Source organism: Streptomyces sp. V3I7 (assembly GCF_030817495.1).
In the GTDB taxonomy this organism is placed as follows: domain Bacteria; phylum Actinomycetota; class Actinomycetes; order Streptomycetales; family Streptomycetaceae; genus Streptomyces.
Map to the genome: position 1 here is coordinate 4216464 of NZ_JAUSZK010000001.1, position 21840 is coordinate 4238303.

Annotated in this window: 21 protein-coding genes; 7 read left to right on the forward strand and 14 right to left on the reverse strand. The window is 72.1% G+C overall.

Annotated features, from left to right (window positions below):
• Positions 1-23 precede the first annotated feature (23 nt).
• Complete coding sequence (locus QFZ74_RS19745; RefSeq protein ID WP_307624211.1) at positions 24-767, reverse strand: alpha/beta hydrolase; 744 nt, start codon at positions 765-767, stop codon at positions 24-26.
• 134 nt (positions 768-901) lie between these two features.
• On the opposite strand from QFZ74_RS19745, the gene QFZ74_RS19750 reads away from it, so the two are divergent.
• Entirely contained in the window at positions 902-2158 is a 1257-nt protein-coding gene (locus QFZ74_RS19750) for an adenosine deaminase (RefSeq protein WP_373462413.1), read from the forward strand.
• Positions 2159-2301: 143 nt separating this feature from the next.
• Positions 2302-2655, forward strand: a complete 354-nt coding sequence (locus QFZ74_RS19755) for an ATP-binding protein (RefSeq protein ID WP_307622125.1) — start codon at positions 2302-2304, stop codon at positions 2653-2655.
• A gap of 90 nt (positions 2656-2745) precedes the next feature.
• On the opposite strand, the gene QFZ74_RS19760 is transcribed toward QFZ74_RS19755, so the two are convergent.
• The 5 genes from QFZ74_RS19760 to afsQ1 form a co-directional block, all read right to left on the reverse strand.
• Positions 2746-2946, reverse strand: a complete 201-nt coding sequence (locus tag QFZ74_RS19760; protein WP_307622126.1) for a PspC domain-containing protein — start codon at positions 2944-2946, stop codon at positions 2746-2748.
• 100 nt (positions 2947-3046) lie between these two features.
• Positions 3047-3589 (reverse strand): VanZ family protein, encoded by a 543-nt coding sequence (locus QFZ74_RS19765; protein ID WP_307622127.1) that lies wholly within the window; start codon positions 3587-3589, stop codon positions 3047-3049.
• A 95-nt stretch (positions 3590-3684) separates the two neighbouring features.
• Positions 3685-4299 carry a hypothetical protein gene (locus QFZ74_RS19770; protein ID WP_307622128.1) on the reverse strand — a complete coding sequence of 205 codons (615 nt, stop codon included), beginning with the start codon at positions 4297-4299 and terminating at the stop codon, positions 3685-3687.
• Positions 4296-5933 (reverse strand): HAMP domain-containing sensor histidine kinase, encoded by a 1638-nt coding sequence (locus QFZ74_RS19775; RefSeq protein WP_307622129.1) that lies wholly within the window; start codon positions 5931-5933, stop codon positions 4296-4298. The genes QFZ74_RS19770 and QFZ74_RS19775 overlap by 4 nt, the downstream gene beginning before the upstream one ends.
• Positions 5930-6607 carry a two-component system response regulator AfsQ1 gene (afsQ1, locus tag QFZ74_RS19780; protein WP_307622130.1) on the reverse strand — a complete coding sequence of 226 codons (678 nt, stop codon included), beginning with the start codon at positions 6605-6607 and terminating at the stop codon, positions 5930-5932. Before afsQ1 ends, QFZ74_RS19775 begins: the two co-directional genes overlap by 4 nt.
• A 178-nt stretch (positions 6608-6785) precedes the next feature.
• On the opposite strand from afsQ1, the gene QFZ74_RS19785 reads away from it, so the two are divergent.
• Complete coding sequence (locus QFZ74_RS19785) at positions 6786-7550, forward strand: SigE family RNA polymerase sigma factor (protein WP_307622131.1); 765 nt, start codon at positions 6786-6788, stop codon at positions 7548-7550.
• A 174-nt stretch (positions 7551-7724) separates the two neighbouring features.
• Here the strand turns inward: QFZ74_RS19785 and QFZ74_RS19790 are convergent, their stop codons facing one another.
• On the reverse strand, positions 7725-8360 hold the full coding sequence (locus tag QFZ74_RS19790) for a uridine kinase (RefSeq protein ID WP_307622132.1): 636 nt from the start codon (positions 8358-8360) through the stop codon (positions 7725-7727).
• A gap of 127 nt (positions 8361-8487) precedes the next feature.
• Here QFZ74_RS19790 and QFZ74_RS19795 point away from each other — a divergent pair, with 127 nt between their 5' ends.
• The gene (locus tag QFZ74_RS19795) at positions 8488-8892 is read left to right on the forward strand and encodes a hypothetical protein (RefSeq protein WP_307622133.1); all 405 of its coding nucleotides are present in this window, start codon (positions 8488-8490) and stop codon (positions 8890-8892) included.
• 320 nt (positions 8893-9212) lie between these two features.
• On the opposite strand, the gene QFZ74_RS19800 is transcribed toward QFZ74_RS19795, so the two are convergent.
• Genes QFZ74_RS19800 through deoC form a run of 3 tightly spaced genes read right to left on the reverse strand, consistent with a single transcriptional unit; the run spans position 9213 to position 12515 of the window.
• Positions 9213-10121 carry an aldehyde dehydrogenase family protein gene (locus QFZ74_RS19800; protein ID WP_307622134.1) on the reverse strand — a complete coding sequence of 303 codons (909 nt, stop codon included), beginning with the start codon at positions 10119-10121 and terminating at the stop codon, positions 9213-9215.
• Positions 10114-11550 carry an aldehyde dehydrogenase family protein gene (locus tag QFZ74_RS19805; protein WP_307622135.1) on the reverse strand — a complete coding sequence of 479 codons (1437 nt, stop codon included), beginning with the start codon at positions 11548-11550 and terminating at the stop codon, positions 10114-10116. The genes QFZ74_RS19800 and QFZ74_RS19805 overlap by 8 nt, the downstream gene beginning before the upstream one ends.
• 5 nt (positions 11551-11555) lie before the next feature.
• Positions 11556-12515, reverse strand: a complete 960-nt coding sequence (gene deoC, locus QFZ74_RS19810) for a deoxyribose-phosphate aldolase (protein WP_307624213.1) — start codon at positions 12513-12515, stop codon at positions 11556-11558.
• A gap of 123 nt (positions 12516-12638) precedes the next feature.
• Between deoC and QFZ74_RS19815 the strand changes: the two genes are divergently transcribed.
• Positions 12639-13355 carry a PH domain-containing protein gene (locus QFZ74_RS19815; protein ID WP_307622136.1) on the forward strand — a complete coding sequence of 239 codons (717 nt, stop codon included), beginning with the start codon at positions 12639-12641 and terminating at the stop codon, positions 13353-13355.
• Between the two features lie 81 nt (positions 13356-13436).
• Here QFZ74_RS19815 and QFZ74_RS19820 read toward each other — a convergent pair whose 3' ends face one another.
• From QFZ74_RS19820 to QFZ74_RS19830, 3 genes are all read right to left on the reverse strand, one after another.
• Positions 13437-15068 carry a phospho-sugar mutase gene (locus tag QFZ74_RS19820; protein WP_307622137.1) on the reverse strand — a complete coding sequence of 544 codons (1632 nt, stop codon included), beginning with the start codon at positions 15066-15068 and terminating at the stop codon, positions 13437-13439.
• A 397-nt stretch (positions 15069-15465) separates the two neighbouring features.
• A complete protein-coding gene (locus QFZ74_RS19825; protein WP_307622138.1) occupies positions 15466-16290 on the reverse strand; it encodes a purine-nucleoside phosphorylase in 825 nt (274 codons plus the stop codon).
• 106 nt (positions 16291-16396) lie between these two features.
• On the reverse strand, positions 16397-16834 hold the full coding sequence (locus tag QFZ74_RS19830) for a gamma-glutamylcyclotransferase (RefSeq protein ID WP_307622139.1): 438 nt from the start codon (positions 16832-16834) through the stop codon (positions 16397-16399).
• 94 nt (positions 16835-16928) lie between these two features.
• Here QFZ74_RS19830 and QFZ74_RS19835 point away from each other — a divergent pair, with 94 nt between their 5' ends.
• Complete coding sequence (locus QFZ74_RS19835) at positions 16929-18377, forward strand: NAD(P)H-quinone dehydrogenase (protein WP_307622140.1); 1449 nt, start codon at positions 16929-16931, stop codon at positions 18375-18377.
• A gap of 179 nt (positions 18378-18556) precedes the next feature.
• Positions 18557-19483: a DeoR/GlpR family DNA-binding transcription regulator gene (locus QFZ74_RS19840; RefSeq protein ID WP_307624214.1), complete on the forward strand. Its 927-nt coding sequence runs from the start codon at positions 18557-18559 to the stop codon at positions 19481-19483.
• A gap of 499 nt (positions 19484-19982) precedes the next feature.
• On the opposite strand, the gene QFZ74_RS19845 is transcribed toward QFZ74_RS19840, so the two are convergent.
• Complete coding sequence (locus tag QFZ74_RS19845; protein WP_307622141.1) at positions 19983-21755, reverse strand: biotin carboxylase N-terminal domain-containing protein; 1773 nt, start codon at positions 21753-21755, stop codon at positions 19983-19985.
• Positions 21756-21840 lie beyond the last annotated feature (85 nt).

The following is a 21840-nucleotide window of genomic DNA, read 5'->3' on the forward strand; positions in this document are numbered from 1 at the left end:
ACCTGCTCGCCTGACCCCGTACGTCAACTCCCGCGCAGCGACCGCCCGAAGCCCGCCGCCAACGGCATCCGCAGCCCGATCGGCGGCGGCGCGGCCAGCGCGTCCTCCAGGGGCCGTGCCAGGGAGTGCCCGAACAGCGCGCCCCGCACGAAGTCCGCGGTGAGCGCGAGGACTTCGTCGCGGTGCTGGTGCAGCCCGTGCCCGTCGGAGTGCACCTCGAACCGGCACACGTCCCGGTTCGCCTTCTTCGCCCGCGCCGCCAGCCGGAACGACAGCTCCGGGTCGGCCCGCTCGTCGTTCGTACCGTGCACGATCAGCACCCGCCGCCCCGCCAGCTGCCTGACCGGCTCCGGCGTGGCCGCGGCATCCTCCTCAGGCAGCCAGGGGGCCACCGCCACCACGGAGTTGACGGCCTCGTGCCCGGCCGCCCGCAGCGCCGCCCGGCCCCCCATGCCGACCCCGACCAGACACACGGGCACGTCCCCGTACCGCCGTACGACCTCGTCCGCGGCCCAGGTCGCGTCCGCCGCGGGATGCGCCTCGCCGCCGTTCCACCCGCGGTACCGGTAGTGCACGACATGCGTGACCAGACCCTCTCCCCGCCCGGACCGCCCCACGGCCCGCCCGAACGCCCGCACGGAAGCCGCCGCCCACACGGCCGACGGTCTGCGCGCGGAGACCTCCTCGCCCCCGGGGAGCAGCAGCACCGCCCCGCACACCGCTGTCGGCCCCTGACCGACCGCCCTTCCCAGCCTGGCCGTTCGCATCGGCGTCGCTTGCTGTGGAGTCACAGCAGAACAGTGTCAGAAGGAACGGCGCACGCCACCCTTCCGTGCGGTCACCGTTGCGTATCGGCGGAACGGTTCGGCGGGGTGGTGGGGCGCGGGACTAGAGTGCGGAAATGACGAGCCAGACCGCACCGAACGGGAAGAACCAGACCGCACCGAACGGGACGAACCAGGCCGCGCCGAGCGGGGACGGCCAGGCGCCGGCGGGGGGCCTCAAGGCCGGGCCGGTGGCGCACGCGCCGACGGTGGAGCAGATCCGCCGGGCGCCCAAGGTGCTGCTGCACGACCATCTCGACGGGGGCCTCAGGCCCGGGACCGTCGTCGAACTCGCCCGGGAGACCGGGTACGACCAGCTGCCCGAGACCGACCCCGACAAGCTCGGCGTCTGGTTCCGGGAGGCCGCCGACTCCGGATCTCTTGAGCGGTACCTGGAGACCTTCACGCACACCGTCGGCGTCATGCAGACCCGCGACGCGCTGATCCGGGTCGCCCGCGAGTGCGCCGAGGACCTCGCCGAGGACGGGGTCGTCTACGCCGAGGTGCGGTACGCGCCCGAGCAGCACCTGGAGGGCGGGCTGAGCCTCGAAGAGGTCGTCGAGGCCGTCAACGAGGGCTTCCGGCAGGGGGAGCGGCTGGCCCGCGCGAACGGGCACCGCATCCGGGTCGGCGCCCTGCTCACCGCGATGCGGCACGCCGCCCGCGCACTGGAGATCGCCGAACTCGCCAATCGGTACCGGGACCTGGGCGTCGTCGGCTTCGACATCGCCGGCGCCGAGGCCGGCTACCCGCCCACCCGGCACCTGGACGCCTTCGAGTACCTGAAGCGGGAGAACAACCACTTCACCATCCACGCCGGGGAGGCCTTCGGGCTCCCGTCCATCTGGCAGGCGCTGCAGTGGTGCGGCGCCGACCGGCTCGGGCACGGGGTGCGCATCATCGACGACATCCAGGTCCAGGGCGACGGCTCGGTCAAGCTCGGGCGGCTCGCCTCGTACGTACGGGACAAGCGCATCCCGCTCGAGCTGTGCCCCAGTTCCAACCTCCAGACCGGGGCGGCCGCCTCGTACGCCGAGCACCCGATCGGGCTGCTGCGGCAGCTGCACTTCCGGGCCACCGTCAACACGGACAACCGTCTGATGTCGCAGACGAGCATGAGCCGGGAGTTCGAGCATCTCGTCGACGCGTTCGGTTATACGCTCGACGACCTCCAATGGTTCTCCGTCAATGCGATGAAATCAGCGTTCATTCCTTTCGATGAACGGCTGGCCATGATCAATGACGTCATCAAGCCCGGATATGCGGAATTGAAATCCGAATGGCTGTTCCAGCAGACGGCCGTGACCAGCAGTTCTCCGGAAAAGGGAGAGTGAACAGGCGTACGGCGAGCGCGCGTTGCATGAACGGGCTTCACGTGTCGTCCGCATTTCGGTGTTTGCGGCGGGAGGTCCACCGTGTTTACGGTCGAGGACCGCTCAAAGTCCCCCCGACGTCGCAATTCAAGGACGCATTCACGATGAAGCAGTCTGCTGCCAAGACCCTCGGTGTCGCCGCTCTCGGTGCCGCCTTCGCCGCCGCCGGCGCGGGCGCCGCGACCGCGGCCCCGGCGCTCCCGGACACCTCCCAGGCGCTGGACACGGTCACCCAGACCCTGCCCGCGCAGAACGTCGCGCAGGCGCTGCCGGGCGCCGGCCAGGCGCTCAGCCAGGGGCAGGGCGCCGTCGGCACCGGGCTCGCCGCCGCTCAGCCGGCCGTGCAGCAGGCGCTCTCCGACGGGCCCGCCAAGCCCGTCGCCGGGCTGCTCGGCGGCCTGCCGGTCCAGGGCCTGTCCGCGCACGGCCTGCCGGTCAACGGGGTCCCGCTCGGCTGACCGGGCCCCGCACGCATCGCGCCGTTGGGGCGCACCCCCTCGTCCCGGGGTGCGCCCCAACGGCGTTCGTGTACGGGCAGATCGCGACGTCTACCAGGCGGTGCGGGGGTTCTTCTCCGAGGGGAGCAGGATCCACAGCGCGATGTAGATGAGGAACTGCGGGCCAGGCAGCAGACAGGACAGCAGGAAGATCACGCGCATCGTCGTCACGGAGGTACCGAAGCGCCGTGCCAGCGCTGCGCACACTCCGCCGATCATGCGGCCTTCGGTGGGGCGGGCAAGGGCGGTCATCTTTTGTGGCTCCTTCGCGGACGATGCTCGGAGGCGACTCCGTGTGGCCGCCCCCGTCTGTCTTCCACAGTACGAACCCGCGAACCGTCCCGGCGTCGCTCTACGGGGCGATGCCGACCCTGGGAATCGTCGGGGTCCGTCCCTGAGACGCCTCTTCCTGGGGGCCGGGGCGGCGCAGGCCTCGCCGGCGGAGCCAGGAGCGGCCCGCCGGGACGACGGCGACGTGGGCCAGGGCCACGCCCGTGGTGTTCAGCAGCAGCGAGTCGATGTCGACGACGCGGCCGGGAACGCCGGTCTGGAGCAGGGCGATGCCCAGGGAGAGGAGGGCGCCCGCGGTGGCGGTACGGATCAGGGAGCCGAGCGGGGAGACGTTGAGCCGGCCCTGGGTCATCGGCAGCAGCACGCCGAGCGGGGCGAGGAGCGCGAGGCCCTCGCCGATCCGCCGGGCCGCCTCGGGCCAGCCCAGCGCCAGGTCGGCGCGGATGCCGGCGAGCGGGCGCAGATTGGCGGGCATCACCCAGGGCACGTCCAGGGGTCGCAGCATCAGCCAGGCGACGAACGCGAGATGCGCGACGAGGAGGACGCCCCCTGTCACCCGGATGCGGAACGCGGCGCTGCCGCCGATGGAGCCTTGACGCTGCACGCCCCCCTAGACGCGCCCGTGCGCGCCGACGGTTCCGGATCGCTCACCCGTACGGAAGAGGCGTACGGCACATCCCGCCCGGGTGCGTCGGTGTCTCAGCCCGCGGCCACGCTGCTCGAGGGGGGCCGGGCGGTGCCCGGCCTGGAGCGGACGTCGTCGGTGCACTCGTAGCGGCGGGGCGGTTCGTCGCCCGGGCCGCCGAGGATCACCGAGCCGTCGCCCTCGGCGGCCGCCGAGTCGGAGAAGGTGCAGACGATCTGGGCGAGGGCGTACGGGGTGAGGCGGTCCGGCGCGGTGCTGAGCCGCAGGGTGTCCTCGGGGTCGGTGCGCCGCGGTCCGCCCACGCCGATGCCGCCGCGGATGTACGTCGTGTAGCCCGCCGCCTTCTCGCTCGGTGACGGGTTCTCGGCGAGCTGGTCCAGCAGGCCGAGGGCGACGATCACGCGCCGCTTGGCGTCCGGGGTGCCCTCGGGGACGCGCACCGAGCGGTCGACGGTCACCAGCGAGGAGCGGCACAGCAGGAAGACCTGGACGGGCACGCCGTGCGCGGTCTGGGACGGTACGGCGGGCTCGGACAGGGAGCACGGCATCCGCGAGGGCGCCCCGCCGAAGTCGGTGGGCACCTCGGTGGCCCGGATCCCGCAGCCCGTGAGCAGGGCGGCGAGGGCCGGCAGGGCCGCCAGCGGGGCCAGCAGTCGTCGTACGCTCATCGCGCCTCCCCCTGCGCGCCGTCGGCCCCGGCGTCCTTGCCGCCGCGGCCGGTCTTCTCGCGGTCGCCGTCGCCCTCGCGGTCGCCGTCGCCCTCGCGGTCGCCGGTCTCCCGTGTCAGCTCCGAGGCGTCCAGGGGCAGCCGCAGCGTGAACACCGCACCGCCCTCAGGAGAGTTGGCCGCGGTGATCTCGCCGCCGTGGATGTGGGCGTTGGCCAGCGCGATGGACAGGCCAAGACCGCTGCCCTCGGAGCGCGGGCGGGAGGCGCTGGCCTTGTAGAAGCGGTCGAAGACGTGCGGCAGGACCTCCTCGGGGATGCCCGGGCCGTGGTCCCGCACCGCGATGACGAGCGCGTCGCCCTCTATGCGCACCGACACCCGGACCGGCGAGCCCCCGTGCTTGAGGGCGTTGCCGATCAGGTTGGCGAGTATGACGTCCAGGCGGCGCGGGTCGAGGCGGGCGTGGATGCCGCGCTCGGCGTCCAGCTCCACCGCGTCCAGCCAGGCGCGGGCGTCGATGCAGGCGGTGATCTGGTCGGCGAGGTCGACGTCGTCGAGGACGAGCCGGGCGGTGCCCGCGTCGAAGCGGGTGACCTCCATGAGGTTCTCGACCAGGTCGTTCAGGCGGCGGGTCTCGCTCACCACCAGCCGCACGGCGGGCTCGATCATGGGGTCGATGCTGCCGGACTCGAACTCCAGCTCCTCCTCCAGCACCTCCGTCACGGCGGTGATGGCGGTCAGCGGGGTGCGCAGCTCGTGCGACATGTCGGCGACGAAGCGGCGGGAGGCCTCGTCGCGGGCGGCCATGTCGGCGACCCGCTTCTCCAGCGCGGCCGCCGCGTTGTTGAACGTCACGGACAGATCGGCGAGTTCGTCGGTGCCCGAGACGCGCAGCCGGGTGTCCAGCCTGCCCTCGCCGAGCCGCCGGGCGGCCACACCGAGCCGGTGCACCGGCTTCAGGACGGTGGTCGCGGCGGCCTGGGCGAGCAGCGCCGAGCCGATCAGCGCGAGTCCCGTGGCGATTCCCAGCGACCAGGCAAGGGAGTTGAGGTCCTTGGCCTCCGGTTCGAGCGACTTGACCATGTAGCCGGTCGGGCCGCCGCCGATCACCTTCGTGCCGGCCACCAGATAGGGGGTGCCGTGGTCGACGACCCGCTGCCAGTACAGGTGGTACGGCGCCTTGTCGGCGCCGGTCTCCTTCTGCCGCTTGTCCACGGCCGTGCGCAGGGCCTGGGGCACGTCCTCCATCGAGAACCCGTTCAGGGCACCGGAGTTGCCGTACACCGTCTTGCGGTCCGCGTCCTCGGCGACCAGCAGCACGCTGAAGCGCTGACTGCTGCCGGCCATCTGGCCCGCGGTGCGCTGGAGTTCGTCCTGGGTGGGGTGCAGGGGCAGGGCGCCGGCGCGGTTCTGCATCTCCTGCCGGAAGTCGCGCAGCACCGCGTCCTGGGCGCGGGTGAGGACCGCCTCCCGGTTCAGCCAGTAGGCGATGCCCGACGCCGTCACGGCGGTGGTGAGGGCGACCAGTCCGAAGACCACGACCAGACGCAGGCGCAGGCTTGTGAAACGCAACCGCGACACAGCTCCCTTGCGGCCCGCGGCCCAGCCGCGCAGCCCCCCTTGCGATTCCGTCACTGGGGCGCGTCCAGCCGGTAGCCGACACCGCGGACGGTACGGATGAGCGTCGGCGACGACGGCACGTCCTCCACCTTGGCGCGCAGCCGCTGCACGCAGGCGTCGACGAGCCGCGAGTCGCCGAGGTAGTCGTGCTCCCAGACCAGGCGCAGCAGTTGCTGACGGGAGAGGGCCTGCCCCGGGCGCCGGCTCAGTTCGAGCAGCAGCCTGAGCTCGGTCGGCGTCAGCTGGAGGTCCTCGCCGTTCTTCGTGACCGTCATCGCCGAGCGGTCGATGACGACGTTGCCGAACGTCGCCGAGTCGGTGGACTCCCGCTCGCCGCGCCGCAGCACGGCCCGGATCCGGGCGTCGAGCACCCGGCCCTGCACGGGTTTGACGACGTAGTCGTCGGCGCCGGACTCCAGGCCGACCACCACGTCGATGTCATCGCTGCGTGCGGTCAGCAGGATGATCGGGAGCTGGTCCGTGCGCCGGATGCGGCGGCACACCTCGAAGCCGTCGATGCCCGGCAGCATCACGTCCAGCACGATCAGGTCCGGCCGCTGCTCGCGCAGCATCTTCAGACCGTCCTCGCCGGTGGCAGCGGTGGCAACCCGGTGTCCCTGGCGCGTCAGTGAGAGCTCCAGGGCCGTACGGATGGCGTCGTCGTCCTCGATCAGCAACAGGGAAGGCACGGGGCTCATTCTGGCCCATGCGGGGTCGGTCCCACGACCTCTGCGACGGCGCCCCGGCCTGTGACAGGTCTGTGACAGTCGGCGGACATGGCGATGAAGTCGCGGCGGCAAGCTGTTCGGCACAGGCACGGCAGCACGACGGGCCGGAACAACGGAAGTCCACGACGGGAGGCGCGAGATGAACACCCTGCACGGTATGAGCACCAGCGCAGTGGTCACGCGTCTGCACGACGTGCACCGGGGGAGTGAGAAGTCCGGCGCCGTGAGCCCGCGGGGGTGCGCTCGCGGCGCCGGGCGTCAGCACACCACGTACATGTCGGTGGTTGACGCGTGTACCGGGGGGAGCACGGGGGTCCACGGAAGTCACGGGGGCCACGGGGGAGCCGCGTACCGGGAGGACACGGGGGAGCGCCGCTCGCTGACGGAGGCGGAGTTCACCGCGTACGTCCAGGAGCGCCGCGCCTCCCTGTACGCGACCGCCTACCACCTGACCGGCGACCGCTTCGAGGCCGAGGACCTGCTGCAGAGCGCGCTGTTCTCGACCTACCGGGCGTGGGAGCGGATCAGCGACAAGGCGGCGGTCGGCGGATACCTGCGCCGCACCATGACCAACCTGCACATCAGCGCCTGGCGGCGCCGCAAGGTCAACGAGTACCCGACCGAGGAGCTGCCGGAGACGCCCGGCGAGACGGACGCGATGCGCGGCACCGAGCTGCGCGCGGTCCTGTGGCAGGCGCTCGGCCGGCTGCCCGAACTCCAACGCACCATGCTGGTCCTGCGCTACTACGAGGGCCGCACGGACCCGGAGATCGCGGACATCCTCGGCATCAGCGTCGGCACGGTGAAGTCGAGTATCTGGCGCTCGCTGCGCCGGCTGCGCGAGGACGAGGTCCTCAGCTTCGACCGTGACCGGGAGAACTCCTTCGGCGAGCTCGTCGCCTGAGGGGCAGGGGACGGGGGAACAGGGGGCTCCGCCACGGGGGAAGCGGCGGGGAGCACGGGGGAGACGGGGGAAAGGAACGGGACTGGAGGGCCGGGGGGGCCGTCCAGTCCCGCTTCCATGTGTACGGGGACACTCGTCCGCGTACGAGTGCAAGAGGCGGGAGCGGTACGGGCGCTACGCCGCTGTCCGGGTCCGCCGCGGGTGTCCGGTCGCGGCGGCCGCCAGTCGGCCGAGCGCCTCGTCCCGGTCGCAGGGGTGGGCGCCCAGCGACACCTGGCGGGCGACGATCGTCCGCTCCGCGCGCATCAGCCGCCAGCCGCGGCGCAGCAGGAACGGCACCGACTTACGGCCCTCCTTGAGGTCCCGCAGGAAGCGGCGGCGGAAAGTGGCGAGCGGGCCGCGGCTCAGACACAGCGCGTCGGCCAGCACGCCCCGATCGCGGCAGCGCTCCACGATCTCGGCCGCGAAGACCCCCTCCGCGATGAACAGCGGGGTGCGGCCTATGTGCAGCGTCTCCTCGCCGGTGCGGGCGCTCCTGGCGATGTCGTACACCGGCACGCTCGCCGACCCGGTGGCACACAGCCGGGCGATGGCCTCGACCGCGACGTCCGCGTCCCACGACAGCGGATGGTCCCAGTCGATGTCCGAACTGCCGGCCACCAGGGGCAGGGTCGGATCGTCGCCCTCCTTGTAGAAGTCGTCGAGACGCAGGACGGGCAGCCCGGAACGGGCGGCGACGAGTGACTTGCCCGAGCCCGAGGGGCCGCACAGCAGCACGACTCGGGCGGGGGACGGCGGATGAATGCTCACGGAACACCAGTTTGAGGCATCCCGCGGCCGTTGCCGACCCAGCGGGTCGGCTTTGGTACGTGCGTCACACCTCAACTACCCTGTGCGTCGACATCATTACCCTGTGCATCAGAAGGCGGCTCCCGTCATGGCCCGACACGCGTCCCCTCAAGCCCGCACCGCGCAGCGCGCCCTGATCGCCCTCGTGACCGCCGGGGCGGCCCTGGGCGCGGGCGCGGCGACGGCGTCCGCGGACAGCGCCCCGCTCGTCGACGTGCCGTCCCGTGCCGGGTCGGCGGGCAAGATCGACCCGCAGGCGGGCCTCGAGGGCCTGACCGGCTCGGTGGGGTACGTCACGGGGCCGCTCGCCGGCCTCAAGCCCAACCCGCTCGCGGGCACCGGCGTCGACCCGCTCGACAACGGCATCGGTACCCAGGTCGCCGACTTCAAGCCGCTGACGTCCAAGATGCTCACGGGCCCGGTCGCCCAGGCGTCGTCCATCGGGTCGGTCCCGGTGGTGGGGCAGGTGACGGGGCTGCTGGGCGGCGCCTAGGGTCTGTCGTTTGGATCAGGCCGGCTGTGAGGTGCGGTACTTCTCGACCGACCCGAGCGGGGTCTGGTGCGTGCAGCTGCAAGGCGGAGGAGGGCGTCGACGCGATGGGGGTCCCCCCCCCGCGCGAGCGGAGCCGAGCGTGGGGGAGTTGGCAACCGACGACAACGCGGCAGATGTGCGTGCCAGACCCCGCGACGCCGGGATGATCCAAACGACAGGCCCTAGGGCTGAAGCCGCCACCAGGGCTCCAGCAGGCCTCCAGCGCGCCGAGCCGCGCCGCCCGTTGCCGGGGTGGCGCGGCTCTCGTGCGTCGGGATCCGTCAGTACGACGAGCCGGACGCGCCCAGTGAACCCGTCGGGTGCCAGACGGTCTTCGTCTCCAGGAACGCCGTCATGCGGTCGATGCCCGGCGTCGCCGACCAGTCGACTTCATCCACAGGCTGTGGACGCAGAACGCGCTTGAGGTTGTCCGCCGCCGCGATCTCCAGCTCCTTCGCCAGCACCTCGTCGGCGCCCGCGAGGTCGATCGCGTTGACGTCCTGGTGCGCGGCCAGCGGGGCCGCGATCTCCGCCGTACGACCGGAGAGGACGTTGACGACACCGCCCGGCAGGTCGGAGGTGGCCAGCACCTCGCCCAACGACAGTGCCGGGAGCGGGGACTTCTCGCTCGCGACGACGACCGCCGTGTTGCCGGTGGCGATCACCGGGGCGATGACGGACACCAGGCCCAGGAAGGACGACTCCTGCGGCGCCAGGACCGCGACCACGCCGGTCGGCTCGGGGGAGGAGAGGTTGAAGAACGGGCCCGCGACCGGGTTGCCGCCGCCCACGACCTGGACGATCTTGTCGGTCCAGCCCGCGTACCAGACCCAGCGGTCGATCGCGGCGTCGACGACCGCGGCCGCCTTCGCATTCGACAGGCCCTCGGCGTCGGCGACCTCGCGGACGAACTGCTCCTTGCGGCCCTCCAGCATCTCGGCGACGCGGTAGAGGATCTGGCCACGGTTGTACGCGGTCGCACCGGACCACGCGCCGAACGCCTTGCGGGCGGCCACCACGGCGTCACGGGCGTCCTTACGGGAGGAAAGGGGCGCGTTCGCCAGCCAGTTGCCCTTCGAGTCCGTCACCTCGTACACCCGGCCGCTCTCGGAACGCGGGAACTTCCCGCCGACGTACAGCTTGTAGGTCTTGAAGACACTCAGTCGCTGCTGCTCGGACTTCTCAGACATCGAGGTACGCCTCCAGGCCGTGGCGGCCGCCCTCGCGGCCGAAGCCCGACTCCTTGTAACCGCCGAACGGCGAGGTCGGGTCGAACTTGTTGAACGTGTTGGACCAGACGACACCGGCGCGCAGCTTGTTGGCGACGGCCAGGATCCGGGAGCCCTTCTCGGTCCAGATGCCCGCCGAGAGGCCGTACTGCGTGTTGTTCGCCTTGGCGACCGCCTCGTCCGGCGTACGGAAACTGAGGACCGACAGCACCGGGCCGAAGATCTCGTCGCGGGCGATGGTGTGCGCCTGGGTGACGTTCGTGAAGAGCGTCGGGGCGAACCAGTAGCCGTTCTCAGGGAGTTCGCAGGCCGGGGACCAGCGCTCGGCGCCCTCCGCCTCGCCCGCGTCGGCGAGCGCGGTGATCCGGGCCAGCTGCTCGGCGGAGTTGATCGCGCCGATGTCCGTGTTCTTGTCCAGCGGGTCGCCGAGACGCAGCGTCGACAGGCGGCGCTTGAGGGAGTCGAGCAGCTCGTCCTGGATCGACTCCTGGACCAGCAGGCGCGAGCCCGCGCAGCAGACCTGGCCCTGGTTGAAGAAGATGCCGGTGACGATGCCCTCGACGGCCTGGTCGATGGGGGCGTCGTCGAAGACGATGTTGGCGCCCTTGCCGCCCAGTTCGAGCGTGAGCTTCTTGCTCGTGCCCGCGACCGTACGCGCGATCTCCTTGCCGACGGCCGTCGAGCCGGTGAACGCGACCTTGTTGACGTCCGGGTGCGCGACCAGCGCGGCGCCCGTGTCGCCGTACCCGGGAAGGATGTTGACGACACCCTTGGGCAGGCCCGCCTGGCGGCAGATGTCCGCGAAGAACAGGGCGGAGAGGGGGGTCGTCTCGGCCGGCTTGAGGACGACCGTGTTGCCGGTCGCCAGCGCCGGGGCGATCTTCCACGCCAGCATCAGGAGCGGGAAGTTCCAGGGGATGACCTGGCCGGCCACGCCCAGGGGCTTCGGCGCGGGGCCGAACCCGGCGTGGCCGAGCTTGTCGGCCCAGCCCGCGTAGTAGAAGAAGTGCGCGGCGACCAGGGGGAGGTCGGCGTCGCGGGTCTCCTTGATCGGCTTGCCGTTGTCCAGCGTCTCCAGGACGGCCAGCTCGCGGCTGCGCTCCTGGATGATCCGGGCGATGCGGAACAGGTACTTGGCGCGCTCGGAGCCCGGCAGCGCCGACCACTTCTCGAACGCCTTGCGCGCGGCCTTCACCGCACGGTCGACGTCGGCCTCGCCGGCCTGGGCGACCTCGGAGAGGACCTCCTCGGTGGACGGGGAGACCGTCTTGAAGACCTTGCCGTCGGCGGCCTCGGTGAACTCGCCGTCGATGAACAGGCCGTAGGACGGCGCGATGTCGACGACCGCGCGGGACTCGGGCGCCGGCGCGTACTCGAAGAGAGATGCCATGGTGATCAGTCCACCGTCACGTAGTCGGGGCCGGAGTAGCGGCCGGTGGCCAGCTTCTGACGCTGCATCAGCAGGTCGTTCAGCAGCGAGGAGGCGCCGAAGCGGAACCAGTGGTTGTCCAGCCAGTCCTCGCCCGCGGTCTCGTTGACCAGGACCAGGAACTTGATGGCGTCCTTGGTGGTGCGGATGCCGCCGGCCGGCTTCACGCCGACCTGGACGCCGGTCTGGGCGCGGAAGTCGCGCACGGCCTCCAGCATCAGCAGGGTGTTCGCCGGGGTCGCGTTGACGGCGACCTTGCCGGTCGAGGTCTTGATGAAGTCGGCCCCGGCCAGCATGCCGAGCCAGCTCGCCCGCCGGATGTTGTCGTACGTCGACAGCTCACCGGTCTCGAAGATGACCTTCAGGCGGGCCGACGTCCCGCAGGCCTCCTTCACGGCGACGATCTCGTCGTACACCTTCATGTAGTTCCCCGCGAGGAACGCCCCACGGTCGATGACCATGTCGATCTCGTCGGCGCCCGCGGCGACGGCGTCCCGCACGTCCGCCAGCTTCACCCCGAGGGCGGCGCGGCCGGCCGGGAAGGCGGTGGCGACCGAGGCGACCTTCACACCGGAACCGGCGACGGCCTCCTTGGCGACGGCCACCATGTCGGGGTAGACGCAGACCGCGGCGGTCGTCGGCGTCGTACGGTCGGTGGGGTCGGGATGGACCGCCTTGGCGCCGAGCGCCCGGACCTTGCCCGGGGTGTCCGCGCCTTCCAGCGTCGTCAGGTCGACCATCGAGATGGCGAGGTCGATGGCGTACGCCTTCGCGGTGGTCTTGATGGAACGGGTACCCAGGGAGGCGGCGCGCGCCTCCAGGCCGACCGCGTCGACGCCGGGCAGCCCGTGGAGGAAGCGGCGCAGCGTGCTGTCGGACACGGTGACGTCAGCGAGAGCCTGCGCTGTGAGGGCATTGGTGGGCATGGTCACCAGCCGAGCATATCTACGCGCGTAGCGGCTGTACACCCCGGGGACCTGTCACAGCACCCATGTGATGTCGGCAACCGGACCTCGGTGTGTCCGGGGACGTCGGGCAGAATCGGCACCATGACGACCCCGGACCACCAGCCCTCCGCGCAGCCCCCCTCGGGGCCCACCGCCGGGGACCGGATCTACCGCTCCCCCATGGCACTCGTGGGCGGCGCGCTGCTGCTCGCCATCGTGCTGTGGCTCGGCCTCGACGCGCTGTTCAGAGGAGAGGGGCGGACCCCGTGGCTGGCGCTCGCCTCGCTTGTTCTCGTCGTACCGCTCGCGGTCGCCTTCACCCTGCGCCCGGCCGTCTTCGCCAACGACGACCGGCTGCGCGTGCGCAACCCGTTCCGCGTGATCGTGCTGCCCTGGGGCGAGGTCGCCACCCTGCGCTCCGGCTTCTCCAACGAGGCGGTCGCCGAGTCCGGCGCCAAGTACCAGCTCTGGGCGATCCCGGTCTCCCTGGGCGCCCGCAAGAAGGCGGCGCGCCGGCAGGCCCGGGCGGAGGCGCAGAGCCGCGGCGGCGCGAAGCCCGGCCGCCGGGGTCTCGGCGGACTGGGCATGCTGGGCGGCGGCCTGTCGGCACCGGACCCGCAGACCGGTCAGGTCGACGTGGACAGCGGCCCGATCCGCGCGGAGACCGACAAGGTCATGGACGAGCTGCGCGAACTGCGGGAGCTGCGCGGACCGGCGAGGAAGTCCCAGGGCGAGGTCACGGTCCGCTGGGCGTACGAGATCGTGGCACCGGCGGTGGCGGGCGCGGTCCTGCTGGCCGTCCTGCTGGCCATCGGGTGACCGACTCGCCGACGCCGGCACGGCTGACGTAGGAGGGGTGGGGTCTACCGGGATCCCGGTAGACCCCACCCCTTCCGGCTGTCAGATTCCGGCGGCGGCCGACAGGTCCCGCTTGATGGCGGCGAGTAGCTCGGCGGCCTTAGTGCGGGCCGCCGGCAGGTCGGCGTGCGCGGTGACCGGCACGACGACCTCCAGGTAGCACTTCAGCTTGGGCTCCGTGCCGCTGGGGCGGACGACGACACGGGCGCCGTCGAGGGCGTAGCGCAGGCCGTCGGTGGGCGGCAGGGTGTCCGTGCCCCGGGTCAGGTCCTCGGCGCGGGTGACGGCGAGGCCGGCCAGCTCGGTCGGCGGCTGCTCGCGCAGGCGGCGCATGGCGTCGGCGATGAGCGACAGCTCCTCGACCCGGACCGGGAGCTGGTCGGTGGCGTGCAGTCCGTGCTCCACGGCGAGGTCGTCGAGGAGGTCGAGCAGGGTGCGGCCCTGCTCCTTCAGCTCGGAGGCGAGCTCGGTGATCAGGAGGGCGGCGGTGATGCCGTCCTTGTCGCGGACGCCCTCGGGGTCCACGCAGTAGCCGAGGGCCTCCTCGTAGCCGTAGCGCAGCCCGTCCACGCGGGCGATCCACTTGAAGCCGGTCAGGGTCTCCTCGTACGGCAGCCCGGCCTTCTCGGCGATCCGGCCCAGCAGGGACGAGGACACGATCGACTCGGCGAACGTGCCGCGCGCGCCGCGCCGTACGAGGTGGGCGGCGAGCAGCGAGCCGACCTCGTCCCCGCGCAGCATCCGCCACCGCTCCCCGTCCTTGACGGCGACGGCGCACCGGTCGGCGTCGGGGTCGTTGGCGATGACCAGGTCCGGCTCACTCGCGCGGGCCTGCGCGAAGGCCAGGTCCATGGCGCCGGGCTCTTCCGGGTTGGGGAAGGCGACGGTCGGGAAGTCCGGGTCGGGCTCGGCCTGTTCGGCCACGAGCACCGGCTCCGGGAAGCCCGCCCGTGCGAAGGCGGCGAGCAGGACGTCCTTGCCCACGCCGTGCATCGCCGTGTAGACGGTGCGGGCGCCGCGCGCGGAGCCGGGGGAGAGGACGGCGTCGGTACGGGCCAGATAGGCGTCCAGGACGGAGTCGTCGAGGATCTCCCAGCCCGCGTCCGGACGCGGCACGTCGTCGAGGGAGGCGATGGCGTCGATCTCGGCGGCGATCCCCGCGTCGGCGGGCGGCACGATCTGGGAACCGTCGCCCAGGTACACCTTGTAGCCGTTGTCACGGGGCGGGTTGTGGCTGGCGGTGACCTCCACGCCCGCGACCGCGCCGAGGTGCCTTATGGCGTACGCGAGGACCGGGGTGGGCAGCGGCCGCGGCAGTACGGCGGCCCGCAGCCCGGCGCCCGTCATCACGGCGGCGGTGTCGCGCGCGAAGTCGGCCGACCTGTGCCGGGCGTCGTAGCCGATGACGACCAGGCCCCCGGCCTGACCGTTCTTCTTCAGGTACGCGGCGAGACCGGCGGCGGCGCGGATGACGACGGAACGGTTCATCCGCATCGGCCCCGCGCCCAGCTCGCCGCGCAGCCCCGCGGTGCCGAACTGGAGGGTGCCGCTGAATCGCGCGGCGAGCTCCGTGGCGTCCCCGGCGTCGATGAGCTTGCCGAGCTCCTCACGGGTCTCCGCGTCAGGATCCTCGGCCAGCCACGCCGCGGCCCGTGCGATGAGATCGTCGTGCACGTTGGGTCAACCTCTCGTGTGTTCGTACCTGGGGGCTGTGCCCCGGCGCTTGCCCATCCGTCCGACAGGGGACCAGGGGCTCAGGGTAGGGGGAGCGTGATGCGGGGGCGGAGGCTCCCGCAAGGGGTGCGGACGGGGGCGGCGCCGTCGGGTACGGGCTGGGCGGAACCGTCGGGGGCAGGGGCGGAGCCCCGCGAGGGGTGCAGGGGACGCAGTCCCCGCCGGGGTCCGGGGCGGAGCCCCGGGGCGTCACCTTCCAACTAGCCGAGTCGAACGGGTGGGTGGGCGAACCCCCGGTGCCCCCGGCGGAGCCGCGCGTGGGCGAACCCCCGGTGCCCCCGGCGGAGCCGCGCGTGGGCGAACCCCCGGGCCCCCGGCGGAGCCGCGACCCCCCCCGTCACAGCCGCCCAAGCACCCGTGCCAACAGCTCACCCATCCGCGCGGCGGAGTCACGCCCGGCCTGCAGAACCTCCTCGTGGTTGAGGGGCTCACCCGTCATCCCGGCGGCGAGGTTCGTCACCAGCGAGATACCCAGCACCTCCGCGCCGGCCTCACGCGCGGCGATGGCCTCCAGCGTGGTCGACATGCCCACCAGGTCCGCGCCCAGCACCCGCGCCATGCGGATCTCGGCCGGCGTCTCGTAGTGCGGGCCGGGGAACTGGGCGTACACGCCCTCCTCCAGCGACGGGTCGACCTCCTTGCACAGCGCCCGCAGCCGCGGCGAGTACAGGTCGGTCAGGTCCACGAAGTTCGCGCCCACGATCGGCGAGGTCGCCGTCAGGTTCAGGTGGTCGCTGATCAGCACCGGCTGCCCGGGCCGCATGCCCTCGCGCAGACCACCGCAGCCGTTGGTCAGCACGACGGTCTTGCAGCCGGCGGCGACGGCGGTACGCACACCGTGCGCGACCGCGGCGACGCCCCGGCCCTCGTAGTAGTGCGTACGGCCGAGGAAGACCAGCGCGCGCTTGTCACCGATGGCGTACGAGCGGACCTTGCCGCCGTGCCCCGCGACGGCCGGCGGCGGGAAGCCGGGCAGCTCGGTGACCTGGAACTCGGCGTCGGCAGCGCCCAGGGCGCCGACGGCCGGAGCCCAGCCGGAGCCCATCACGAGGGCGACGTCGTGGGACTCGGCGCCCGTGAGCTCGCGCAGGCGCGCGGCGGCCGCGTCGGCGGCGGCGTAGGGGTCGCCCTGGATGTCGTCCGGAAGAAGAGATGCGTTCACGCCGTCGAGGGTAGCCGCTCTCGGCCTACGCGCGTAGATGACGGTGCTCACGCGTTTGCGATCGTTGTCCTGTCGTTTCCGACGAGTCCGGGGCGAAAGAAGCCCCTCAGCAAGGCCGCTTCCGCAGCTCCATCACGTAGTCGTGGGGCGCCCCGGCCGACTCGGCGGCGTCGGCGATCTCGCCCAGATAGCGGGCCGACGGCAGGCCGCCCTCGTAGCCGTTCAGGACGTACGCCCAGGCCGGCTCCTCGCCGTCGAGGGTGTGCACACGCATCCTGGCGCGGCGGTAGATGCCGAGGCCCACGCCCTCCCAGCGGTCCAGGGAGTCCTCGTCCGGGGGAGCGAGGTCGTACAGCCCGACGAAGACCTGGGAGCCGGGCTCCTCGACGAGTGTCACCAGCGCCCCCTCCCAGCCGAGCTGCTCGCCGCCGAAGGTCAGCCGCCATCCGTTCAGCCAGCCGGTGGCGCGCAGCGGGGAGTGCGGGGCGCGGCGGGACATCAGCCGTGCGTCGAGATTGCCGGCGTACGCGGCATAGAGCGACATGGACCGAGGGTACGGCAGCCGGAACTCCAGCTCGTTCCGGCCCCGAGGGCCACCCGTGCCCCCGCCGCGCCGTCACTTGGAGGCGTGCGGGACAATGGAGTACGTGACTCGGATCGTGATCATCGGTGGCGGACCCGGCGGATACGAGGCGGCCCTGGTGGCCGCTCAGCTCGGCGCGGAGGTGACCGTCGTCGACTGCGACGGCCTGGGCGGAGCGTCGGTGCTGACCGACTGCGTGCCCTCGAAGACCCTCATCGCGACGGCCGAGGTGATGACCAACTTCGACTCCTCCTACGAGGAGCTCGGCATCATCGTCGCCGACGACACCCCGCACATCGAGCAGGCGGCGCGCGTCGTCGGGGTCGACCTCGGCAAGGTCAACCGGCGGGTGAAGCGCCTCGCGCTCGCGCAGTCGCACGACATCACCGCCGCCGTCACCCGGGCCGGCGCCCGCGTCATGCGCGGCCGCGGCCGCCTGGAGGGCATGCAGGCCCTCGACGGCTCCCGTACGGTCGTCGTCACCGCGGCCGACGGCACCGAGGAGCGGCTCACCGCCGACGCCGTCCTCATCGCCACCGGCGGCCACCCGCGCGAGCTGCCCGACGCCCAGCCCGACGGCGAGCGCATCCTCAACTGGACCCAGGTCTACGACCTCACCGAGCTCCCCGAGGAACTCATCGTGGTCGGCTCCGGTGTCACCGGCGCCGAGTTCGCCGGCGCCTACCAGGCTCTCGGCTCCAAGGTCACCCTCGTCTCCTCCCGCGACCGCGTGCTGCCCGGCGAGGACCCGGACGCCGCCGCCGTCCTGGAGGACGTCTTCCGCCGCCGCGGCATGAACGTCATGTCCCGCTCGCGCGCCTCCGCCGCCAAGCGCGTCGGGGACCGGGTCGAGGTCACGCTCTCCGACGGCCGCGTCATCAGCGGCACGCACTGCCTGATGGCCGTCGGCGCCATCCCCAACAGCGCGGGCCTCGGCCTGGAGGAGGCCGGCGTCAAGCTGCGCGACTCCGGCCACATCTGGACCGACCGGGTCTCCCGCACCTCCGCGCCGGGCGTGTACGCCGCCGGCGACGTGACCGGCGTCTTCGCACTGGCCTCGGTCGCCGCGATGCAGGGACGTATCGCCATGTACCACTTCCTCGGCGACACGGTGAGCCCGCTGAACCTCAAGACGGTCTCCTCCAACGTCTTCACCGACCCCGAGATCGCGACCGTCGGCTACAGCCAGGCCGACGTCGACGCCGGCAAGATCGACGCTCGTGTGGTGAAGCTGCCGCTGCTGCGCAACCCGCGCGCCAAGATGCAGGGCATCCGCGACGGCTTCGTCAAGATGTTCTGCCGCCCGGGCACCGGGATCGTGGTCGGCGGCGTCGTGGTGTCGCCGCGCGCCTCGGAGCTCATCCACCCGATCTCGATCGCCATCGACAACAACCTGACGGTCGAACAGATCGCGAACGCCTTCACCGTGTACCCCTCCCTTTCGGGGTCGATCGCCGAGGTGGCGCGTCAGCTCCAGACTCGCAAGACGGCCGGCGAGGCCTGACGAGGCACGGTGAAGAGGACCCCGGCACGGGCGTCGTGCACTCCGGGTGAGGTGGGGCGATTCCTATACCACTTCGCACCCGCCCCTGCGAACAACATCTGTTATTCGGCGCAAACTGCTGAAACCAGACGATCGTTGGGGTTACTGTCAGTTTCGTGTTCGCTGCAGAACGTCGCCAATTGATCCTCGAAATGGTGCGAGCGAATGGAGCGGTGTCGCTCCGTGAGCTCGCCCGCGTCGTCCAGACCTCCGAAGTGACCGTACGGCGGGACGTGCGCGCACTGGAGGCAGAAGGACTCCTCGACCGCCGGCACGGCGGTGCGGTACTGCCGGGCGGATTCACGCGGGAGTCCGGCTTTCCGCAGAAGTCACATCTCGCGACCGCCGAGAAGACGGCCATCGCCGATCTCGCCGCGGGGCTCGTCGAAGAGGGCGAGGCCATCGTGGTCGGGGCGGGGACCACCACGCAGGAGCTGGCCCGCCGGCTCGCGCGGGTGCCCGGGCTGACCGTCGTCACCAACTCCCTGCTGGTGGCCCAGGCGCTGGCGCACGCCAATCGCGTGGAGGTCGTGATGACCGGCGGCACGCTGCGCGGCTCCAACTACGCCCTCGTCGGCTCCGGTGCCGAGCAGTCGCTCCAGGGGCTGCGGGTCTCCAAGGCCTTCCTCTCCGGGAGCGGCCTGACCGCCGAACGCGGGCTGTCCACGTCCAACATGCTCTCGGCGTCCGTCGACCGGGCCCTGGTCCAGGCGGCCGCGGAGGTCGTGGTCCTCGCCGACCACACCAAGCTCGGTACGGACACGATGTTCCAGACGGTGCCGACGGACGTCATCACCCGCCTGGTCACCGACGACCCGCCCGCGCACGACGACCGCGCCGCCACCGAGCTGCAGGCTCTCGCCGATCAGGGGGTGCAGATCGCCGTGGCGGGGGCGACCGGAAGCCCGGGGGGTGACCATGCCCCCGCGGCGCGTCAGCGGGCTTCCCTGCCGGGGCCCCGACGGGGGCAGTTGTCCGGGGGCGGGCTTCGGTCGGCCGCGACGCTGGCCGACCAGCCGGCCCCGGGCGGCGAACGGGGGCGGGTCGCAGACCTGCGCCGTCGTTAGCCTGCCGGCTGGGGGCGGTTCGGCGCCTGCCCGCCGTGGGGGCTGTGCTTTCGTGGCGGCTGCGGGTGGGGTGTGGCTTGTGGCTGGGCGCGCCCCACGCGGCGGAGCCGCATATCGGATACAGTCCCGCGCCCCTGGGGTGGTCCGGCCGGCCTATGTCGCAGGGCTCGCGTGGATTCGCCGTCAGGTTCTGCCGGCGGCCGGCCGCCGGGTGGGTCGTGGCTGGGCGCGCCCACGCGGCGGGGCCGCATATCGGATACAGTCCCGCGCCCCTGGGGTGGTCCGGCCGGCCTATGTCGCAGGGCTCGCGTGGATTCGCCGTCAGGTTCTGCCGGCGGCCGGCCGCCGGGTGGGTCGTGGCTGGGCGCGCCCACGCGGCGGAGCCGCATATCGGATACAGTCCCGCGCCCCTTTGGGGCGGCTGCCCTCGGGTGTCGGAAAAGCGTGACGCCCAGTAGACCGGAAGTCGGTCCACCGGGCGTCAGCGGGAATGGTGCCGTCAGTCCTTGATCTCACAGATCGGGGCGCCCGAGGTGAGGGACGCGCCTACTTCGGCGGTCAGGCCCTTGATGGTGCCGGCCTTGTGGGCGTTCAGGGGCTGTTCCATCTTCATGGCCTCGAGGACGACGATCAGGTCGCCCTCCTTGACCTCCTGGCCCTCCTCGACCGCGATCTTGACGATCGTGCCCTGCATCGGGGAGGCGAGGGTGTCGCCGGAGGCGACGGGGCCGGACTTCTTGGCCGCGCGGCGCTTCGGCTTGGCGCCGGCCGCCAGGCCCGTACGCGCCAGGCTCATGCCGAGGGACGCGGGCAGGGAGACCTCGAGACGCTTGCCGCCGACCTCGACGACGACGGTCTCACGGCCGCCGTCCTCCTCCGCCTCGGCGTCGGCCGGAGCGGCGAACGGCTTGATGTCGTTGACGAACTCGGTCTCGATCCAGCGCGTGTGCACCGTGAACGGGTCCTCCGAGCCGGTCAGCTCGGGCGCGAACGCCGGGTCCCTCACCACCGCGCGGTGGAACGGGATGGCCGTGGCCATGCCCTCCACCTGGAACTCCTCCAGCGCACGGGCGGCCCGCTCCAGGGCCTCCTTGCGGGTGCGGCCGGTGACGATCAGCTTGGCCAGCAGCGAGTCCCAGGCGGGGCCGATCACGCTGCCTGCCTCCACGCCCGCGTCCAGGCGTACGCCCGGGCCGCTCGGCGCGTCGAAGCGGGTGACGGTGCCGGGAGCCGGGAGGAAGTTGCGGCCCGGGTCCTCGCCGTTGATGCGGAACTCGAAGGAGTGGCCGCGCAGCGCCGGGTCGTCGTAGCCGAGCTCCTCGCCGTCGGCGATACGGAACATCTCGCGCACGAGGTCGATGCCGGCGACCTCCTCGGTGACCGGGTGCTCCACCTGGAGACGGGTGTTGACCTCCAGGAAGGAGATCGTGCCGTCCGCGCCGACGAGGAACTCGACGGTGCCGGCGCCGACGTAGCCGGCCTCCTTGAGGATCGCCTTCGAGGACGAGTACAGCTCCGCCAGCTGGGCCTCGGAGAGGAACGGCGCGGGCGCCTCCTCGACGAGCTTCTGGTGACGGCGCTGGAGGGAGCAGTCACGGGTCGAGACGACGACCACGTTGCCGTGGCTGTCGGCCAGGCACTGGGTCTCCACGTGCCGCGGCTTGTCCAGGTAGCGCTCGACGAAGCACTCGCCCCGGCCGAAGGCGGCGACCGCCTCGCGGACGGCGGAGTCGTACAGCTCCGGGACCTCTTCGAGGGTGCGGGCGACCTTCAGACCGCGACCGCCACCGCCGAAGGCGGCCTTGATGGCGATCGGCAGGCCGTGCTCCTCGGCGAACGCCACGACCTCGTCGGCACCGGAGACCGGGTCGGGCGTACCGGCGACCAGCGGCGCGCCGGCGCGCTGGGCGATGTGCCGGGCGGCGACCTTGTCACCGAGGTCGCGGATGGCCTGCGGCGGCGGACCGATCCAGATCAGACCGGCGTCCAGCACGGCCTGCGCGAAGTCGGCGTTCTCGGAGAGGAAGCCGTACCCCGGGTGGATGGCGTCGGCGCCGGACTCGCGGGCCGCGTTCAGCACCTTGTCGATGTCCAGGTAGCTGGTGGCCGGAGTGTCACCGCCCAGGGCGAACGCCTCATCCGCCGCCCGGACGTGCAGAGCGTCCCGGTCCGGGTCGGCGTATACGGCCACGCTCGCGATCCCGGCGTCCCGGCAGGCCCGGGCAACGCGGACAGCGATTTCGCCACGGTTGGCGATGAGCACCTTGCGCACGATTGAGGCTCCCTCCTTGAAACAAGCCGAGTTTAGGGACTGCCGACACGGCACTTCGACCCGTCCCCAATGGTGACCTTGCCCA

Excerpts from the sequence above, each read along its gene's own strand:
- QFZ74_RS19745 (WP_307624211.1), bottom strand. The coding sequence starts at position 767 with ATGCGAACGGCCAGGCTGGGAAGGGCGGTCGGTCAGGGGCCGACAGCG.
- QFZ74_RS19805 (WP_307622135.1), bottom strand. The coding sequence starts at position 11,550 with ATGGCATCTCTCTTCGAGTACGCGCCGGCGCCCGAGTCCCGCGCGGTC.
- QFZ74_RS19755 (WP_307622125.1), top strand. The coding sequence starts at position 2,302 with ATGAAGCAGTCTGCTGCCAAGACCCTCGGTGTCGCCGCTCTCGGTGCC.
- QFZ74_RS19800 (WP_307622134.1), bottom strand. The coding sequence starts at position 10,121 with ATGTCTGAGAAGTCCGAGCAGCAGCGACTGAGTGTCTTCAAGACCTAC.
- QFZ74_RS19835 (WP_307622140.1), top strand. The coding sequence starts at position 16,929 with ATGGAGTACGTGACTCGGATCGTGATCATCGGTGGCGGACCCGGCGGA.
- QFZ74_RS19770 (WP_307622128.1), bottom strand. The coding sequence starts at position 4,299 with ATGAGCGTACGACGACTGCTGGCCCCGCTGGCGGCCCTGCCGGCCCTC.
- QFZ74_RS19785 (WP_307622131.1), top strand. The coding sequence starts at position 6,786 with ATGAACACCCTGCACGGTATGAGCACCAGCGCAGTGGTCACGCGTCTG.
- QFZ74_RS19815 (WP_307622136.1), top strand. The coding sequence starts at position 12,639 with ATGACGACCCCGGACCACCAGCCCTCCGCGCAGCCCCCCTCGGGGCCC.
- QFZ74_RS19760 (WP_307622126.1), bottom strand. The coding sequence starts at position 2,946 with ATGACCGCCCTTGCCCGCCCCACCGAAGGCCGCATGATCGGCGGAGTG.
- QFZ74_RS19750 (WP_373462413.1), top strand. The coding sequence starts at position 902 with ATGACGAGCCAGACCGCACCGAACGGGAAGAACCAGACCGCACCGAAC.
- QFZ74_RS19795 (WP_307622133.1), top strand. The coding sequence starts at position 8,488 with ATGGCCCGACACGCGTCCCCTCAAGCCCGCACCGCGCAGCGCGCCCTG.
- deoC (WP_307624213.1), bottom strand. The coding sequence starts at position 12,515 with ATGCCCACCAATGCCCTCACAGCGCAGGCTCTCGCTGACGTCACCGTG.
- QFZ74_RS19830 (WP_307622139.1), bottom strand. The coding sequence starts at position 16,834 with ATGTCGCTCTATGCCGCGTACGCCGGCAATCTCGACGCACGGCTGATG.